This window comes from Nostoc cf. commune SO-36 (assembly GCF_023734775.1).
Classification (GTDB): Bacteria; Cyanobacteriota; Cyanobacteriia; order Cyanobacteriales; family Nostocaceae; genus Nostoc; species Nostoc commune_A.
This window is the reverse complement of the sequence record NZ_AP025734.1, coordinates 124,386-139,124: the sequence shown is the minus strand read 5'-3', so window position 1 is coordinate 139,124 and position 14,739 is coordinate 124,386. Positions and strand designations below refer to the sequence as shown.

Genomic DNA, 14,739 nt, shown 5'->3' with positions numbered 1-14,739 from the left:
GTCACAGAAATTAAATGAAATTGGTAAGTTAATTGGATAAGTTTTTGGGCTAAAAAGAGCGATCGCATAGGCCACAGTTTGCATACCCCACAAGTAGCTACGGGTGAGGATTTTTACAAATAAAAAGGCGTTGGCGTTCATATAGCGTAACCGTAGATACCCAGAGGACGGCTTACCAGAAGGTAAAGTAGACTAAAATATACGAAGTTTGCCAAACCCCATATACCGAATGGCACTAAGAAAAGCTATAAACTATGCTGCATAAGCATTACAAGTCTTAATGCGTTAATAGAAGTGGACGCTTGGCTGCGATCGCTATTTTTTGTAGGGACTATGAAATGGAAGCGGTAACGGTGGAGGGTTGCCCAAAAAGTTTTCATAGGTAAAAAAAGCTTACTCGTTCATGAAATACTTTCTTTGATACGAGCAAGCCAACACTATAAATACTACTGTGACACTACGAGTACAAATCCTCAAGGATAAATTTAGCCAGAGTTTAGGGCTACCTTTTAACCCACATTCCGCACCCCCAGTGTCACTATCGGTTATTACGGAGGTAAATTCATGAAAAAAGAATAAAAAAATACATTTATCTATAAAAAAACAAATTTTAGATAGGAAAGTTGATTCAGATGTATTCTCAATAAGAAGCAATAAATAATGAGGGTGGTTTCTAGAACAATAAATAATATAATTTTATGTTTCAACGATTAAGACTTTATCATAACTTATATTTCTCCAGAAATAAACTTAAAAACAGCATTAGAAATTAAGCTCATTAATTTTATTAATGAGTCAAATGATATGATTAAAGTATTAATAATATTGATAAATCAACTTATATATCTGTAGTAATTACGGCAAGCTTCGGGGAGGAATAAGAGAATGTACTTCATCTCAGATGTCAAATTATAAAAGTCTGTTTTTTGTTGAAAAGTAACAAGATGAACTGATTGAAAACATTGAAATATCCACCGCATAGTTGGATTGTTGATGGCTTTGCCCAATTGATTTTTTACAGTATAGTTTAAGGATTTTAAAGCTGCTCTAATTTCTCTTTGTGCTAGAGTATAGACTAGCAGACATAACCCCATTATCATTGCCAATGCTTCTATTCTTTCTGGGCTTTTCAGAAAAATACTATCTGCTAAAAATAAAGGATTTTTGAGAAAACTAAATCCTCTCTCACATGATTGTTGTGCTTTATATTCGGACAGCATTTTCTCACTACTCAGTTCAGTTTCTGACAAAACATTTGTCGCAATTATAAACCTTCCTGCACTTAATATTTCTTGGTCAATAACATCTTTATTTTCACTAACAGTTGCTAAGATTTGATAGTATTTTGATTGATTTTCTTCTTTGACGTTAGGATCTTTTTCGATAACTTCGATATTTTCTACTTGATGATATTTAAATTCTTTACTTATTTTGGTTAATTCCTTTCTAGCATCAGCAGCACAAGCAAATTTTTCTTGCGATAGGTTTTTTAACTTAGTTTGAGTATTAGTCAAAGCTTTTTCTATTTTCTTTGATAATTTCTTTAAGTCAGATTTTTTTCTATCTTGGCTTTGTACGATTAACCATCTTTGTTCTATATCTCCATAAGTTATTTTCTTTTCGGCATAAGAATATCCTACTTTTTCACTTTTAACAAATTCCGATTCTGCTAAACTCATCACTAAGTTTTTTGCTGATTTTATCGTCAAGGGTACTCTGGTTAACCATTTGAGACTCGACATTAACTTGATATTTGATTCTGTATATAATGCGCTATCTGCTACTATTAAACTATCAACTTGTATTCTTTTCTGATATTCAACTGCTATTTCTCCAAACTTTTTAGAATCAACTTCATTCCCTGATACTGCTTTTATATATATTGGTATATCTCCATCTCCTGAACATACTAATTGTGTAATAAATTGTTTTAAATCTGGACGATGATCTCTTGAATAACCGTAGGTCAGCTTTATCGCTTGAGGTGATTGACTCTCTTTATTTTCTTTTTCTAATGAACCTGATTCTTTTTGATTTTCAAATATCACTGATGGTAAACTATTTTCATATTCTCCATCTACATGAAATGATGTTGAATCCAAGTGTGATGATGAGAGTGATATCTGATATATTTCTACTGCATTTAAACTGACGGCTAAAAATACTGTATCTAGTCCTTTTATAAATAATTTATCTAATACTCTCCCCAATTTATCATCATTGAGATATTCTGCTTTTACTCCTACACCAATTAAATGTTCACAAGCAATTAATTCAAAGAATTTTGGAAACATATATAACGGCTGTGACATCATACTTAAGCCGTTTAAAATCATCGCCTTTACTACCTGACCTGCACTAACTTTTTCTCCTGGCTCTGACCCTAGTAAATTATTAATTATTTCTACAATCCCAATTGAATCTACTATTCCTGCTACTATCCCTAAATGGTCAATCTTCTTCAATTCAAGGTCTTTGGTACTAAACATGGCAACAGAAACTCCATCAAAGTATCTGTTGAAATTTTCTCATTTTTCTGTTGATTCAAACCGGTTTTTTGTCTTTTTATAGTCAATGATTTTGAACCAAGTTTTCCATCAAAATAACCTAAGAACCAAAATTTTGTACAAAGTCCAAGTTTTTTGACTATATATCTAAGTTAATAGTAATAATTCCTATTTAGAGCCAATAAATTCTAGTCAATTCTCCCACTAATTAGTTCCTATGTACTAAATACATCCGTTTCCTTGGGGTGTCACAGTTGTGGGTGCGGAATGTGGGTTGTACTTCTTCTTTTTGCCCGCATACTGCTCCGAGATGAATCCAATTGAATTGGAGTGGCAGCACCTGAAAAAAGATGAACTATGTGGGCAAATATTTGATGATGAGTTAGACCTTGCTTACGCCGTGATTGATGGCGTTAAAGCTAGGGGAGAAAAAGGCAACTACAGGACAAAACGTATCAAATTTGACTCTAATGCCTCTGGTTAAACTTTCGTTACATAGTTCTAAATTTTCCCACCCACCTACTTAGAGTAATTTGATGGTAATCTTTGCCTTTGCTGTCTTTGAGAAATTGCCAAGTTTGTTGATTAAAAACATTAGGTAAACCCTTTGGATAATAACCAGCATTAGCAATCAATTTTCCCGAAATATCAAAAAAACGTATGTAATAGCTGGTTTTAGTAACGATCCCAAGAAGATGACGTTTAGAATGCGGCTGTTGTTGAATACAATTAGTAGCTTGAATTCCACAGTTAGCTATATTTGGAAATAACTGATGTGCTAAAGGTTCCAAACGTCCAGGTGACTGTAGTGTTATTTCAATACTATCGTGCAGTGTCCCCGATACAGACTCGATTTCACTGTCTAAAGCTACCACATGGGCATGGAACACTGCTCGATAAAAACCGAAGGCAGATATGCTTAAAATTAAACCCATAACGATGGCATAATAGAGAGCCAAACGAATACGGGTGAGCCGAAACAGCTTATTCTGATTCATTGGTGAGATGAAAGCGATATCCCATACCGTGCAAAGTTTCAATTGAGTTAGCACAGTCGCTATTGGTGAGTTTGCTACGTAATAAACGTATTTGCGCTGCCACTACATTGCTACTGGATTCCGCATTAACTTCCCAAATTTGATTACGAATTTGTTCAGTAGTAACAATCTGGTTGGGGTGCTTCATAAAATATTCCAATAGTTGGAACTCTTTATTAGTTAAAGGAATGCTTTGCTGTTTATCTATAGTATTTTTTCTTACAACTGTATTGTTGCCATAATCTAGAGTCAAGTTACCAACAGTTAATTGTTGGGGTTGAAACTGCGGAGAACGACGCTGCAAAGCCCGCAATCGCGCCAGCAATTCCACCATCCCAAAGGGCTTCACTAAGTAGTCATCTGCACCCGCATCCAAGCCAGTAACTTTATCTTCCGTTCTATCTCTAGCAGTTAGCATCAAGACAGGAAGAGGATTTGCTTTCAAACGCAGTCTTTTACACAATTCTAAACCAGTAATACCTGGAAGCATCCAATCAAGAATCGCTACTGTATATTGTGCCGAGCTATTTTCTAAGTAAGCCCATGCTTCATTACCATCCATGACCCAATCAACTAAGTACTTTTGTTGATTTAAGGTGCGCTTGATAGCAGCCCCTAAATCTGGCTCATCTTCGACTAGCAGCACCCTCATATCAAATTGAGTTGTTAAAAGTTCGGTGGAAATTTGTGACGTAAGCATAGCTTGCAATAGGCATACCCCTATAAATAGGTTGACAGAAGTTTATGAAATTAGAATGAAATTCTTAAGAATTAGGATTAAGCTATACAAGACCTAACAGTAGGCTAAGGTCTTAGCAGTACATAATCAAAAAGAAAAGACTCAGTAGACGACTTGCCTAAATAGGGTGTGAACTTAGTTTGAGGAGTTATAGAAACTAAGTTTTGCAAGGTATCTATTGAGTCAACAATAATTATGACACCTAAGTATGAAACTAAGATAAAATTCCAACTACTTAACAAAATCGATAATGTTTGTGCCGTTAATTAGTTGTAGTACTTTTTTTTGCACTTAAACGCAAATAGGAGAGTCAAAAGACGGATGGTACTTCTTCTTTCCCTAACAGACGGTCAGTAGATCGAAAACTTTTGCCAGTTGACGAAATAATGGGGGTTTCAGCCGTCGGTTTTGGGACTGGCAATCATAACCAGTTGCGATCGCCAAAAAGTCCACCCAGAACAAAAGTTCTTGAAACGTAGATTACAAGCTGATTTCGGCTCCTGGCATTCCCAAGCGGAAATCAAGGACTGGCAAGGCTTCTGGAAAACTTTTTGGTCTACTGACGGTACATAAATTTATAGACAGTAGTTTTATCTAGCAAATCAACGATAAGTCTGAATCTGAGCTATACCAAGTGGAATTTCTTCTGTGAATCCAACTTTCTTAGCATATACTTGATACTGCCAAGTTTCGTCGCTATACCCTGTGGTATTAACCCCTTTCATAGAAATTGATAGCTTTGTCTCAGGGTCTATTGGTTGCGAGAAAGCTACTGTAGCTTTTTGTTCATTAATAGAAACTGTCGTGGGAATTTTTTGCCCTGATTGATTTTCTACCTCAATACCCTTATCAATGCTCACTCCTTCAGGTAAATTAATTGTGAGTCCTGCCAGAGGTTTACCCTGTACATGGACTTCAAATTTATGAGTAGCGTCTATGGCATAAGTAGTATTAGGAATGGCAGCACTTTTCATCAAATGGGAAGCGCTAAAATCACCTAGTTTTCCGCTTGCGAAAACAGCATCAACTGAAGATGTAAATGCTAGTGTGAATGCAACAGCATAAATCAATTTTTTCATTTTTATTTTCCTTGAAAATTAATTCAATTTACTTTCTATTATCAGTTTGACATTCACAGATGAAATCTCAATGAAATCCCATAGTTTGTTAGTGAAAAAGTTGGATTGGATTAGTAAGTACGAAACCAAGCAACACCTATAGGAATTTCTGCATCAATGCCAACCTCTTTAACCGAAAAGCTGTAGACAGAACCATTACCAAGATTTCGTCTTTTTATCTTGTTAAGATCAATATCCAACTTAGTATTAGGAGCAACTGGTTCGGTAAAAGCTAGTAGTATTGTTTTACCATTGACAGATACATTAGTGTTAATATTATGTTCATTTTCATCCACAACATCGATATTTTTAATGTCACTACTTATAGTTACATTGTCTGGAACTTTGATAAGTAGTTGGGTAACAGCTTTGCTATTTTGGGGAACGTGTAACCGGAAAGTATGTCTAAAAATTCCCCAGCGTGTGGGAGGGAATTGTGTATTTCCATCAATATGGGGAACCCTACCATCATCGGTTCTAGCACTTGCATAGCTAGGAGCAATAATAGCTGTACTACTCAGAGTCAATACAACAGCGTAAATCAGTGATTTCTTCATATTTACTTCCAAAAAAAACTAGATGCGTGAGCTAAATTTCAGGTTCATGCTTTGTGAGTGAATCTGCTCTTAATAGATACATCAAAACTTGGCAAAGCCATATTTAACTACTCCCTTGATACAGCCGTTAGTCAGCAGAAGTAGCCAGTTAGCTTGCTCTTATCAGATTCAAATTGTCTGTGATGTTTTTGCTGAGGAGGTACACTTCCTCTATCTACTAGCATGGCAAGTCATAATGAAATCAAGATGAAATTTCAGCAGTTATTATTAAAATTTACAAATAAATTAAAATGAAGGAACTTGAGCTTCACCTACAGGAATCTCTACGTCACTACCAACGACTTTAGCCGAAAGATGGTAGGTAGAAGTAGAACGAAGAATTGATTGTAGTACTTTGTTAAGATTTATTTGTAAACTATTAGTGCTAGAAGTAACTGGTTCAGGGAAATCTATAATGACTCTTCTACTATTTACAGAGATATTAATTTTTATTTTTTGACCTTGATCATCCAAGATATCAATATCATTACTTACGGCTACTGTGGATGGAACGTCAATAATTAGCTTGGAAAGAGCGTTGCCATTTTTAGGAATGTGTAACCGGAATGTCTGTTTAACAAGTTGCCAACCAGCAGGAGGAGATTGCAAAATATTCTCAATATTAGCAACCGGATTATTGTCCGTTTTCGCATTTGCATAGCCACTATAAATCAGAGCTGCGGTAGCTAGACTACATATAGCAACATAAACCAGTGTTCTCTTCATCTCGACTGTTAAATTAACAAACTATGTCAACTAGATTGCAGATTTATTCTTAGCGAATGAACCTTTACAAAACCAGCTTGACAGGTGACTATGAAATTAAGATGAAATTGTCATAGCTTATTAGCTAAAGTTTTTAGCATACCTAAATGAAATCAGCATGAAATTTAGGCATCTCATTAGGAATAAATTAGCATTGTATCATTAGGTAGATGCTATTATGGAGACAATCACCTAGCGTGGATTGTTACAAGGATAACCGATTCATTTATTTAGCTAGGGAGAAAATTATAACTGCAACTCACGAATCTACCCTGGAAACATGTATTCAAACTTGTTTTGAATACCTGGGTGAGTGCGATAAGCGAAGCTTAAGCCTTGTCCTATCGGACACGCTGCGCGAACGGCTATCGCTGTGCTGATGCGTGCATGTAGTATCTGCGCCCAACCTTGCTTTAGCACTGAGTGCGAAAAACATGACAGCGATCGCTGCAAAAGAATTTGGCAAAATCTCTTGACTCTCTAGCTGGCTGGAGAGTCTAAGATAAATTTATGAAGTAAGACATTTCAGACATCTAAAGCTGTTGCAGTTCGTATACTTCCAGTTACGCCAAGCAATGGAATGGCTCATATGAGCAGGGATGATATCTGTCTGATGAAGCGATGTCTACGACGGGCTACGCCTACGCTAACTCGGTTATCCTACTAGCTAAAGCTGTAAACCATTGAGTCTTCAACTCCTGATTTTATTAACTCCATCTTTTTACTATCCAAGTTCAAGGTTTTTAACGTTATGACACTGCAACTAAAAGTTCCTAATATGGCTTGCTCTGCTTGTGGAGATACCATTACTAAAGCAGTAAAGGCAGTTGATCCTACTGCAACGGTTCAAGCAGATCCAAAAACAAAAGTCGTCCTTGTAGACACAAATGCTTCCGAAACAGTTATTAAAGAAGCAATTACTACTGCTGGCTATTCTGTGACTTAAAAGCCATTAACAAAAAATAGAGTAAGCGTTCAGAGCAAGGCAACGCTTAGTAAAGTCGTCTGAAAAAGACACAGGCAAAGCTAAGTATAACGGCACTCGGCTACTAATTACACCAAAATACCATTCTTAGAACTCAGTCAAAGCAGCGACTGAGGAGCATATATAACTATGGATACTCTGAGTCTTAAACTTCGAGGCATGAGTTGTGCCTCCTGTGCTAACAACATTGAAGAAGCAATTCGCTCTGTTTCTGGGGTGAGTGACTGTAACGTTAACTTTGGTGTGGAGCAGGCTACTATCCAATACGATCCCAAGCGTACCAATCTGGAAACAATCCAAGCCGCCATAGATGCTGCCGGCTATTCATCTTACTCACTCCAGGATCAAGAAATGATCACTGGAGAAGATGATACGGAAAAAACCGTCCGTGAAGCAGAATCACGCAGACTTACCCGCAAGTTAATTAGACATCTCCGAAAACTATCAAAGCTTTGCTGTGACTAGCTTCATAAGATGCAAGTGCAAGCATCGCTAACTAGCTAGTCAATACGAGAAAATAAGGATTTGAGATATTTATTGATAATAACAAGGTAAAAATATGTAGCTATATGCGTTGATTTCAACCTGATGCTAAAGGGTCTATTCTTGTTGGTAAGATTAGCGCTCCAATTCGTAATCTGACTAGTCCACAAATTGTCAAAATTACTTGTTCATACTTTTTTGGATTTAACCTAAATCTGTCTTGAACAACTCGAAAGATTTTTACCGAACGGATTCGATGTTCAACAAATATTCGTTTGGATGAAAACTCCTTATTTAATTTTTTCTGCCCAGTTGTTAATTCCTTATTTCTTGGTTTCTTAATTGGAATATCAATTAAGTCTTCTCCTAAATAACCTAAATCTCCCTTGAAATTTTGTTTTGGGTCAAAGTTATCACGATTTTCTCTAAACATTGTTATATCGCTTTTTGGTCCTGGTTCCCCTGCCACAACATCAACGATATCTCTACCATCTGGCATGATAATCATTTGGCTTTTAAATGTATGATTACTTTTCTTACCTGAAAAATATTTTTCTTGTTCTTCTTTATCTCCGGGTCTTTCCCTGACTTGTTCATAGCTGTCTACAATTAATTCATATTCTGTGAGTATTTCTTTAACTATCATCAAGTCAGATTCGTTTTTTTTTACTTGTTCAATTAAACTGGATGGTAGCAATTCCCTGAGTATTGGCAACCAATAATTAAATATGTCATTTGCTGTTGATTCACTCACTCCGAATTGGATACCAAGAAGTTGAAATGTCGTCATGTGTCTGAGATACACCAAAGTTAAGATTATTTGTTCTTTCACAGATAGTTTTGGTTTTCTACCTCCACCGCCAGCAATAATTCTAACTTTTTTTGATTCGAGTATTGCTTGTTTTTCATGATTTAATCGCTCGGCATTTTCGATTAACTGTTGTAACTGTTCATACTCCAGACCAATTAAACGCTGTGTTTCTTTTGGATTCTCTTCAATATGGTTCAGTATGTTGCTCATATTCTGTGTTAAAAAAGCTCTTTGATGTTCTTTTACCACAGAATGTTACTATTTTGGAGATGTCTATTGTCGGAGCAATCCTCAGCACTTTGCTTGTACTAGGGTCAATTTCTGCAATGACAGGGCTAAACCTGCCTTGGATTCGGACATTGTGGCTAGACAAGTCTTGGGTACAGTTGGTACTGGCAACCCCTGTCTTGTTGTGGTGCGGTGCAGACTTCTTCAAAAATGCCTGGAAAGCCTTTAAACGTCATACAGCAACGATGGATACATTGGTTGCTATGGGTACTGGTGCAGCGTATTTTTATTCACTGTTCGCTACTGTTTTCCCAGGATTTTTTACAGATGCTGGACTGATGCCTGATGTTTACTATCAATTACCGAAGAAGCGTATACGTCAAAAGCATCATTTCTTGATGGCGACTCCCTACCCAAGCATGGCGAAAAGCCACAAGGGTGGAACCCATCAGGGAAAAGAATAGAGCGAGGGTTATATAAAAGTCGTGATGGCTTCGTTATTAATGCCGATTGCAATGGTAGCGCCAATATCATGAGAAAAGTAGCCACACAGCTAGGATTAAACCTAGCCGAGGTGGGTAGGGCATTCTTGACAGTGCCACAGCGAATTGATTTGTTTACGAGATTAAATAAATCATATCGTAAACGTTGCGGAGCGGGTCTTTTAGACCCCGTAGCAACATCAGTTTAGAATCCCCCGCGCTTCTAGCCGGGGGAGATGTCAAGAAGCAGCAGCAGTCATTACCACCTTAATTCTGCTAGGAAGGCTATTTGAGAACCGCGCTAAGGGACAAACTTCTGAAGCTATCCGCAAACTCATCGGTTTGCAAGCTAGAAATGCCAGAGTAATCAGAAATGGGCAAGAAATTGATGTTCCTATCCAGGAAGTTCAGATTGGTGATGTAATTTTGGTGCGTCCGGGTGAAAAAATTCCTGTTGATGGAGAAGTAGTAGAGGGTGCTTCCAACGTTGATGAAGCGATGGTGACTGGTGAGAGTTTGCCAGTCAAAAAGCAACCGGGGGATGAAGTAATTGGAGCCACAATTAACAAAACAGGCAGCTTTAAATTCCGGGCAACTCGCGTCGGAAAAGATACTTTTTTGTCTCAAATCGTCAAAATGGTGCAACAAGCTCAAGGCTCCAAAGCACCAATTCAACGTTTAGCAGATCAAGTAACGGGATGGTTTGTGCCAGTAGTGATAGCTATTGCGATCGCTGCCTTCGTTATTTGGTTTAACGTCATGGGTAACTTGACATTAGCTTTAATCACCACAGTCGGAGTGCTGATTATCGCTTGTCCCTGTGCCTTGGGTTTAGCTACTCCTACTTCTGTGATGGTGGGCACGGGCAAGGGCGCAGAAAATGGTATCTTAATTAAAGGTGCTGAAAGTCTAGAACTCGCTCATAAAATCCAGACCATTGTACTGGATAAAACTGGAACTTTAACACAGGGAAAACCCACTGTTACTGACTTTGTTACTGTCAACGGCACAGCTAATAGTAACGAGTTAAAACTTTTGCAATTGGCAGCGTCTGTAGAACGAAATTCAGAACACCCATTAGCCGAAGCGGTGGTCAGATATGCCCAATCTCAGCAAGTGGAACTGACAGAGGCTAAGAAATTTGAAGCGATCGCCGGGAGTGGTGTCCAAGGAATTGTCTCAGACCACTTGGTACAAATTGGTACTCAACGTTGGATGGAAGAATTAGATATCAACATCCGCACCCTTCCAGAGCGCAAAGCCTCTCTGGAAGCTGCTGGTAAAACAGCTATTTTGATTGCTGTGGATGGGAAAATTCAAGGCTTAATGGGAATTGCTGATGCGCTCAAACCCTCTTCAGTGGAAGTTGTGAGAACGCTGCAAAAGTTAGGTTTAGAGGTAGTTATGCTAACAGGGGATAATCGCAAAACGGCAGAAGCGATCGCCAGTGAAGTTGGTATTAGACGAGTATTTGCAGAAGTTCGACCCGACCAGAAAGCCTCTCAAATACAAGCACTGCAAGGAGAGGGGAAAATTGTCGCAATGGTCGGTGATGGGATCAATGATGCTCCAGCACTGGCTCAGGCAAACGTGGGGATTGCAATTGGAACTGGAACGGATGTAGCGATCGCTGCCAGCGATATTACTCTCATCTCTGGAGACTTGCAAGGTATTATTACCGCAATTGAATTGAGCCGTGCCACCATGAGAAATATCCGCCAAAATCTCTTCTTTGCCTTTATTTACAATGTTGCTGGGATTCCCATTGCTGCTGGAGTTTTGTTTCCTATCTTTGGCTGGTTACTCAACCCAATTATTGCAGGTGGGGCGATGGCTTTTAGTTCTGTTTCTGTTGTTACGAATGCCTTACGCTTGCGTAACTTTCACCCCAAAAGTATCTAATAATTGTGGAGGATTTTAACAAATGTTTAACAAAAGTAAGATTTTGGGGAGTGTTGCTGGGCTAGGACTTCTATTTGGTACAGCATCAAGCGTAGCAACAGCACAAATACCAGCCGAAATGCCAGCGCATTCATCAGAACAAACCAGTCAATTTCGCCGCATTGAGCAACCCTTAGCATTAAAAGTCGGCGTTACTTTGGGCGGTTTGGGGTTAATTGGATTGGAACTGTGGTGGTTTCTCTTCAGTAAAAACAAAGCTATAAAAGCTAGTTCTGGTCAAGGAATACAGGAGCTAACAATTAATGTAGACGGCGGTTATGAACCTTCTCGTGTGATTGTGAAATCTGGTCAACCTGTACGACTAAATTTCTTTCGCCGCGACCCTAGTAGCTGTCTGGAGAAAGTGTTGTTACCTGATTTTCACATTGCTCAAGATTTGGCTCTTAACCATATCACTCCTATTGAATTTACACCTTCTAAACCAGGTCAATATCAATTTACTTGTGGCATGAATATGTTTCGTGGTGTAGTGGAAGTCCAGTAGGGAGGTAACAATAAACTTTACCTTTGGCTACTTTTACCAATCTCAAATATTGTGCCTTCTTACTTGCCAAAAAATGGGAATTGCTGCAACTTGGATAACGACTGAAAAGACAACCAAGGAACCAACAGAGCGATCATAAAGAATTCCCATTAAGGCACTACCTAAAAACCAGGATAAGCCATAGCCTGCACTAAAAATCCCATAAGCACTAGCACGTTTGTCCATTGGCACCATTCCTGCAATCGCAGCTTTCATAATTGATTCTTGTGCCCCCATCCCTACACCCCACAAAATCATTCCCAAAAGTGCAAGATTACTGTTTCCTGAAAAAGCCAACGGGGGAAACAAGCATGATATTAAAACCGCAAAAATGAGGATAGAAATCCCTTTACGGTCAAATAAACGCCCAAATATTAGTGCAGCTATAGCGTCAACTCCCATAGCTACCGCATAAAGTAAAGGAATTGTATTAGAGGAAGCGATCGCTCCTTTCTGCAAGTGGTAGGCAATTAGAGGGAAATCTGCATACCCCGCAGCAACTAGGGCTACTGCACTAAGATAAATCCAAAAGACTCGCGGTAATCGCTCCCCTTTGAGTGTTGCTGTGTGTACTTCAAAGTCGCAGGGATTTGGGTAAAGCCGTTGTCCTACCAAAAGTACAATTAATCCTAATACTGCTGGCACAATCAAAATTGCAAAGCCACTCCGATACCCTCCTTGTAAATAAAGCACCGCTGCTACAGCCAGTGGCCCCATCACGGCACCAATTTGATCCATCGCCTCGTGCAAGCCAAAACCAAAACCCGTACCAAGTTGACTCGCAGCATGGGAAAGCAACACATCTCGCGGCGGGGTGCGAATTGCTTTACCTGTGCGTTCAGCAATCATCAACCCCGCTGCGACTTCCCAGCGTCCAGCTAAAGCTAAAAGCGGCACAACTGCTGTATTGATAAAATAACCGAATGTAGTGATTCCCCAGTATTTTCGCGTCTGGTCACTGAGATAACCGATAACTAGGCGAAAGCCATAGCCAATTAACTCCCCTAAACCCGCTACCAGCCCTACCACAGTGCCACTAGCACCCAAAACTCCAAGATAAGCTCCCGTGATGCTACGCGCCCCTTCGTAGGTTGCATCAGCACATAAGCTAACAAAGCCGAGTAAAATTACGAACTTGAAAGCAGGGGTTTTAGAAAGGCTTTTGATATTTGTCATTGTAGATAGAGGCTTAATCCTGATTTAGCTCAAAACAGTTTTCAGCATGATTTCTACAATCATCTAACAGCGAGTAGTAATGGCACAAGGTTTCAGCTTTTCTAGCATTACCCTAAATTAAAAACGCAACAGCTTACAAGCGATCCTCAAATGAGTAAAACTTGTGATTCAGCGACTAGCTGTTACTACCATCAATCCCCATATCAACCCAAAACGAACCTTAGTAGCACGACAAATATTAAAACCTGCGGATGCAAGCAGGTGATGAAATTCAGCTTGGGAGTAACACTGCCTGTATGCTGGATCAGCTGGATCAAAAACTTTCAGCATGATGTCGCATATTTGGCATAGTGAATAATCTCTGCACCAATCTAAAATCACTAATTTACCATCAGCCTTCAGAACCCTTTTAATTTCTGCTAATGCAGCGTCAAGGTCATCAAAATAATGAAATGAACTAGCAGATACAACCACATCGAAACTGTTACTTACAAAGGGTAATGCTAAGTGGGTATTCCGCTTAAAGTTGTTACCTGACCAATTAAAAGTAGTTTCTTCTCGTGGGTTAACATGCTACATTTCCCAATTTGATTTGATTGCTATTTATCTGGAATTTTTTGATGTATTTTAGTAAAAACGGACATTATGAGCTATTTCGATAGCCCAGCGTATGGCGTCGAGCAAACAATAGCACCAAAGGCGGCAGAATTACCCATTGTAGTAGGGGTAACCAGCTAATTCCAACACCTGGGACAGCCAAGGCTAAAACACCATAAAGTTTGGCGATATGCACTCGATAAATTTCTGAACTGAAGGTGTAGACCCATCCTAAGCCAGTAAAGAGTATAGTCAGCTTCCATGTTGGTCTGAGAATCCAGTAGCGTCCGCACCAACAGCTAATGATCCAAAAACAGATGACTGTAATAACCCCATCTCCTATTGTGCAATGAGTAATGTAGTTCACCTTATCTGCTAGTGAAGGCATTTTATAGAAGTCAAAATAAGGTGACTGCCAGACTTCATAAACAAAATGAAGCAGGAAAGAAAACAAAAACAAATTCGTCTCTGGTGCAGGCAGAATCCATACTACCCAATTAGCTAGTAACCTTCTCATCTCACCGCTATTTTACTATGCTGCCCATCATGCTCTGAGCAATTTGTGTGTTCTGACTCGTTACAAAGTTGAGTGATACGATAATTAATCTCACCATGAGGATAAACAAAACCATCCAGAAAACAGATTTATGGTTCATAAGCTAATGTGCTATTCAGTTGCATAATTAGGGTGGGCGATGCCACCCTATAATAGATTTAGTTTTTTGCAAAT

Annotated in this window: 13 protein-coding genes and 5 pseudogenes; 8 read left to right on the top strand and 10 right to left on the bottom strand. The window is 38.8% G+C overall.

Annotation, left to right across the window (positions count from 1 at the left end; all coding sequences use genetic code 11):
- Nucleotides 1–833 precede the first annotated feature (833 nt).
- Nucleotides 834–2,489: an IS1634 family transposase gene (locus ANSO36C_RS32725; protein WP_251955401.1), complete on the bottom strand. Its 1,656-nt coding sequence runs from the start codon at nt 2,487–2,489 to the stop codon at nt 834–836.
- A 328-nt stretch (nt 2,490–2,817) separates the two neighbouring features.
- Between ANSO36C_RS32725 and ANSO36C_RS32720 the strand changes: the two genes are divergently transcribed.
- A complete protein-coding gene (locus tag ANSO36C_RS32720; protein ID WP_251960777.1) occupies nt 2,818–2,991 on the top strand; it encodes a hypothetical protein in 174 nt (57 codons plus the stop codon).
- A gap of 37 nt (nt 2,992–3,028) precedes the next feature.
- On the opposite strand, the pseudogene ANSO36C_RS32715 reads toward ANSO36C_RS32720, so the two are convergent.
- Together ANSO36C_RS32715 and rppA are read right to left on the bottom strand one after the other, a co-directional pair.
- Nucleotides 3,029–3,505 (bottom strand): annotated as a pseudogene (locus ANSO36C_RS32715) (two-component system sensor histidine kinase RppB); the annotation flags it as partial.
- Nucleotides 3,492–4,244 (bottom strand): two-component system response regulator RppA, encoded by a 753-nt coding sequence (gene rppA, locus ANSO36C_RS32710; protein WP_251960776.1) that lies wholly within the window; start codon nt 4,242–4,244, stop codon nt 3,492–3,494. The pseudogene ANSO36C_RS32715 and the gene rppA, both read right to left, overlap by 14 nt.
- 447 nt (nt 4,245–4,691) lie before the next feature.
- On the opposite strand from rppA, the gene ANSO36C_RS32705 reads away from it, so the two are divergent.
- Nucleotides 4,692–4,856 (top strand): hypothetical protein, encoded by a 165-nt coding sequence (locus tag ANSO36C_RS32705; RefSeq protein WP_251960775.1) that lies wholly within the window; start codon nt 4,692–4,694, stop codon nt 4,854–4,856.
- A 29-nt stretch (nt 4,857–4,885) separates the two neighbouring features.
- Here ANSO36C_RS32705 and ANSO36C_RS32700 read toward each other — a convergent pair whose 3' ends face one another.
- From ANSO36C_RS32700 to ANSO36C_RS32690, 3 genes are all read right to left on the bottom strand, one after another.
- Nucleotides 4,886–5,362 (bottom strand): DUF2808 domain-containing protein, encoded by a 477-nt coding sequence (locus ANSO36C_RS32700; RefSeq protein WP_251960774.1) that lies wholly within the window; start codon nt 5,360–5,362, stop codon nt 4,886–4,888.
- 110 nt (nt 5,363–5,472) lie between these two features.
- Nucleotides 5,473–5,958 (bottom strand): DUF2808 domain-containing protein, encoded by a 486-nt coding sequence (locus ANSO36C_RS32695; protein WP_251960773.1) that lies wholly within the window; start codon nt 5,956–5,958, stop codon nt 5,473–5,475.
- A gap of 285 nt (nt 5,959–6,243) precedes the next feature.
- Entirely contained in the window at nt 6,244–6,723 is a 480-nt protein-coding gene (locus ANSO36C_RS32690; RefSeq protein WP_251960772.1) for a hypothetical protein, read from the bottom strand.
- Nucleotides 6,724–7,513: 790 nt separating this feature from the next.
- Here ANSO36C_RS32690 and ANSO36C_RS32685 point away from each other — a divergent pair.
- Complete coding sequence (locus tag ANSO36C_RS32685) at nt 7,514–7,708, top strand: heavy-metal-associated domain-containing protein (protein WP_251960771.1); 195 nt, start codon at nt 7,514–7,516, stop codon at nt 7,706–7,708.
- A gap of 168 nt (nt 7,709–7,876) precedes the next feature.
- Nucleotides 7,877–8,173, top strand: a pseudogene (locus tag ANSO36C_RS32680) (cation transporter); the annotation flags it as partial.
- A 154-nt stretch (nt 8,174–8,327) separates the two neighbouring features.
- Here the strand turns inward: ANSO36C_RS32680 and ANSO36C_RS32675 are convergent.
- The gene (locus tag ANSO36C_RS32675) at nt 8,328–9,251 is read right to left on the bottom strand and encodes a transposase (protein ID WP_251960770.1); all 924 of its coding nucleotides are present in this window, start codon (nt 9,249–9,251) and stop codon (nt 8,328–8,330) included.
- A 5-nt stretch (nt 9,252–9,256) separates the two neighbouring features.
- Between ANSO36C_RS32675 and ANSO36C_RS35260 the strand changes: the two genes are divergently transcribed.
- From ANSO36C_RS35260 to ANSO36C_RS32655, 4 genes and pseudogenes are all read left to right on the top strand, one after another.
- The gene (locus tag ANSO36C_RS35260; RefSeq protein ID WP_410174745.1) at nt 9,257–9,733 is read left to right on the top strand and encodes a hypothetical protein; all 477 of its coding nucleotides are present in this window, start codon (nt 9,257–9,259) and stop codon (nt 9,731–9,733) included.
- Nucleotides 9,622–9,960: pseudogene (locus tag ANSO36C_RS35255) on the top strand (RNA-guided endonuclease TnpB family protein); the annotation flags it as partial. The gene ANSO36C_RS35260 and the pseudogene ANSO36C_RS35255, both read left to right, overlap by 112 nt.
- A gap of 34 nt (nt 9,961–9,994) precedes the next feature.
- Nucleotides 9,995–11,653, top strand: a pseudogene (locus tag ANSO36C_RS32660) (copper-translocating P-type ATPase); the annotation flags it as partial.
- Between the two features lie 22 nt (nt 11,654–11,675).
- Entirely contained in the window at nt 11,676–12,197 is a 522-nt protein-coding gene (locus ANSO36C_RS32655) for a cupredoxin domain-containing protein (protein ID WP_251960769.1), read from the top strand.
- 42 nt (nt 12,198–12,239) lie between these two features.
- Here ANSO36C_RS32655 and ANSO36C_RS32650 read toward each other — a convergent pair whose 3' ends face one another.
- From ANSO36C_RS32650 to ANSO36C_RS32640, 3 genes and pseudogenes are all read right to left on the bottom strand, one after another.
- A complete protein-coding gene (locus ANSO36C_RS32650; RefSeq protein WP_251960768.1) occupies nt 12,240–13,412 on the bottom strand; it encodes an MFS transporter in 1,173 nt (390 codons plus the stop codon).
- Nucleotides 13,413–13,580: 168 nt separating this feature from the next.
- A pseudogene (locus ANSO36C_RS32645) lies at nt 13,581–13,919 on the bottom strand (class I SAM-dependent methyltransferase); the annotation flags it as partial.
- A 136-nt stretch (nt 13,920–14,055) separates the two neighbouring features.
- The gene (locus ANSO36C_RS32640) at nt 14,056–14,397 is read right to left on the bottom strand and encodes a hypothetical protein (RefSeq protein WP_323374638.1); all 342 of its coding nucleotides are present in this window, start codon (nt 14,395–14,397) and stop codon (nt 14,056–14,058) included.
- Nucleotides 14,398–14,739: the final 342 nt, after the last annotated feature.

Excerpts from the sequence above, each read along its gene's own strand:
- ANSO36C_RS32720 (WP_251960777.1), top strand. The coding sequence starts at position 2,818 with ATGAATCCAATTGAATTGGAGTGGCAGCACCTGAAAAAAGATGAACTA.
- ANSO36C_RS32675 (WP_251960770.1), bottom strand. The coding sequence starts at position 9,251 with ATGAGCAACATACTGAACCATATTGAAGAGAATCCAAAAGAAACACAG.
- ANSO36C_RS32695 (WP_251960773.1), bottom strand. The coding sequence starts at position 5,958 with ATGAAGAAATCACTGATTTACGCTGTTGTATTGACTCTGAGTAGTACA.
- ANSO36C_RS32685 (WP_251960771.1), top strand. The coding sequence starts at position 7,514 with ATGACACTGCAACTAAAAGTTCCTAATATGGCTTGCTCTGCTTGTGGA.
- ANSO36C_RS32700 (WP_251960774.1), bottom strand. The coding sequence starts at position 5,362 with ATGAAAAAATTGATTTATGCTGTTGCATTCACACTAGCATTTACATCT.
- ANSO36C_RS32725 (WP_251955401.1), bottom strand. The coding sequence starts at position 2,489 with ATGTTTAGTACCAAAGACCTTGAATTGAAGAAGATTGACCATTTAGGG.
- ANSO36C_RS32650 (WP_251960768.1), bottom strand. The coding sequence starts at position 13,412 with ATGACAAATATCAAAAGCCTTTCTAAAACCCCTGCTTTCAAGTTCGTA.
- rppA (WP_251960776.1), bottom strand. The coding sequence starts at position 4,244 with ATGCTTACGTCACAAATTTCCACCGAACTTTTAACAACTCAATTTGAT.
- ANSO36C_RS32690 (WP_251960772.1), bottom strand. The coding sequence starts at position 6,723 with ATGAAGAGAACACTGGTTTATGTTGCTATATGTAGTCTAGCTACCGCA.
- ANSO36C_RS32655 (WP_251960769.1), top strand. The coding sequence starts at position 11,676 with ATGTTTAACAAAAGTAAGATTTTGGGGAGTGTTGCTGGGCTAGGACTT.
- ANSO36C_RS32640 (WP_323374638.1), bottom strand. The coding sequence starts at position 14,397 with ATGCCTTCACTAGCAGATAAGGTGAACTACATTACTCATTGCACAATA.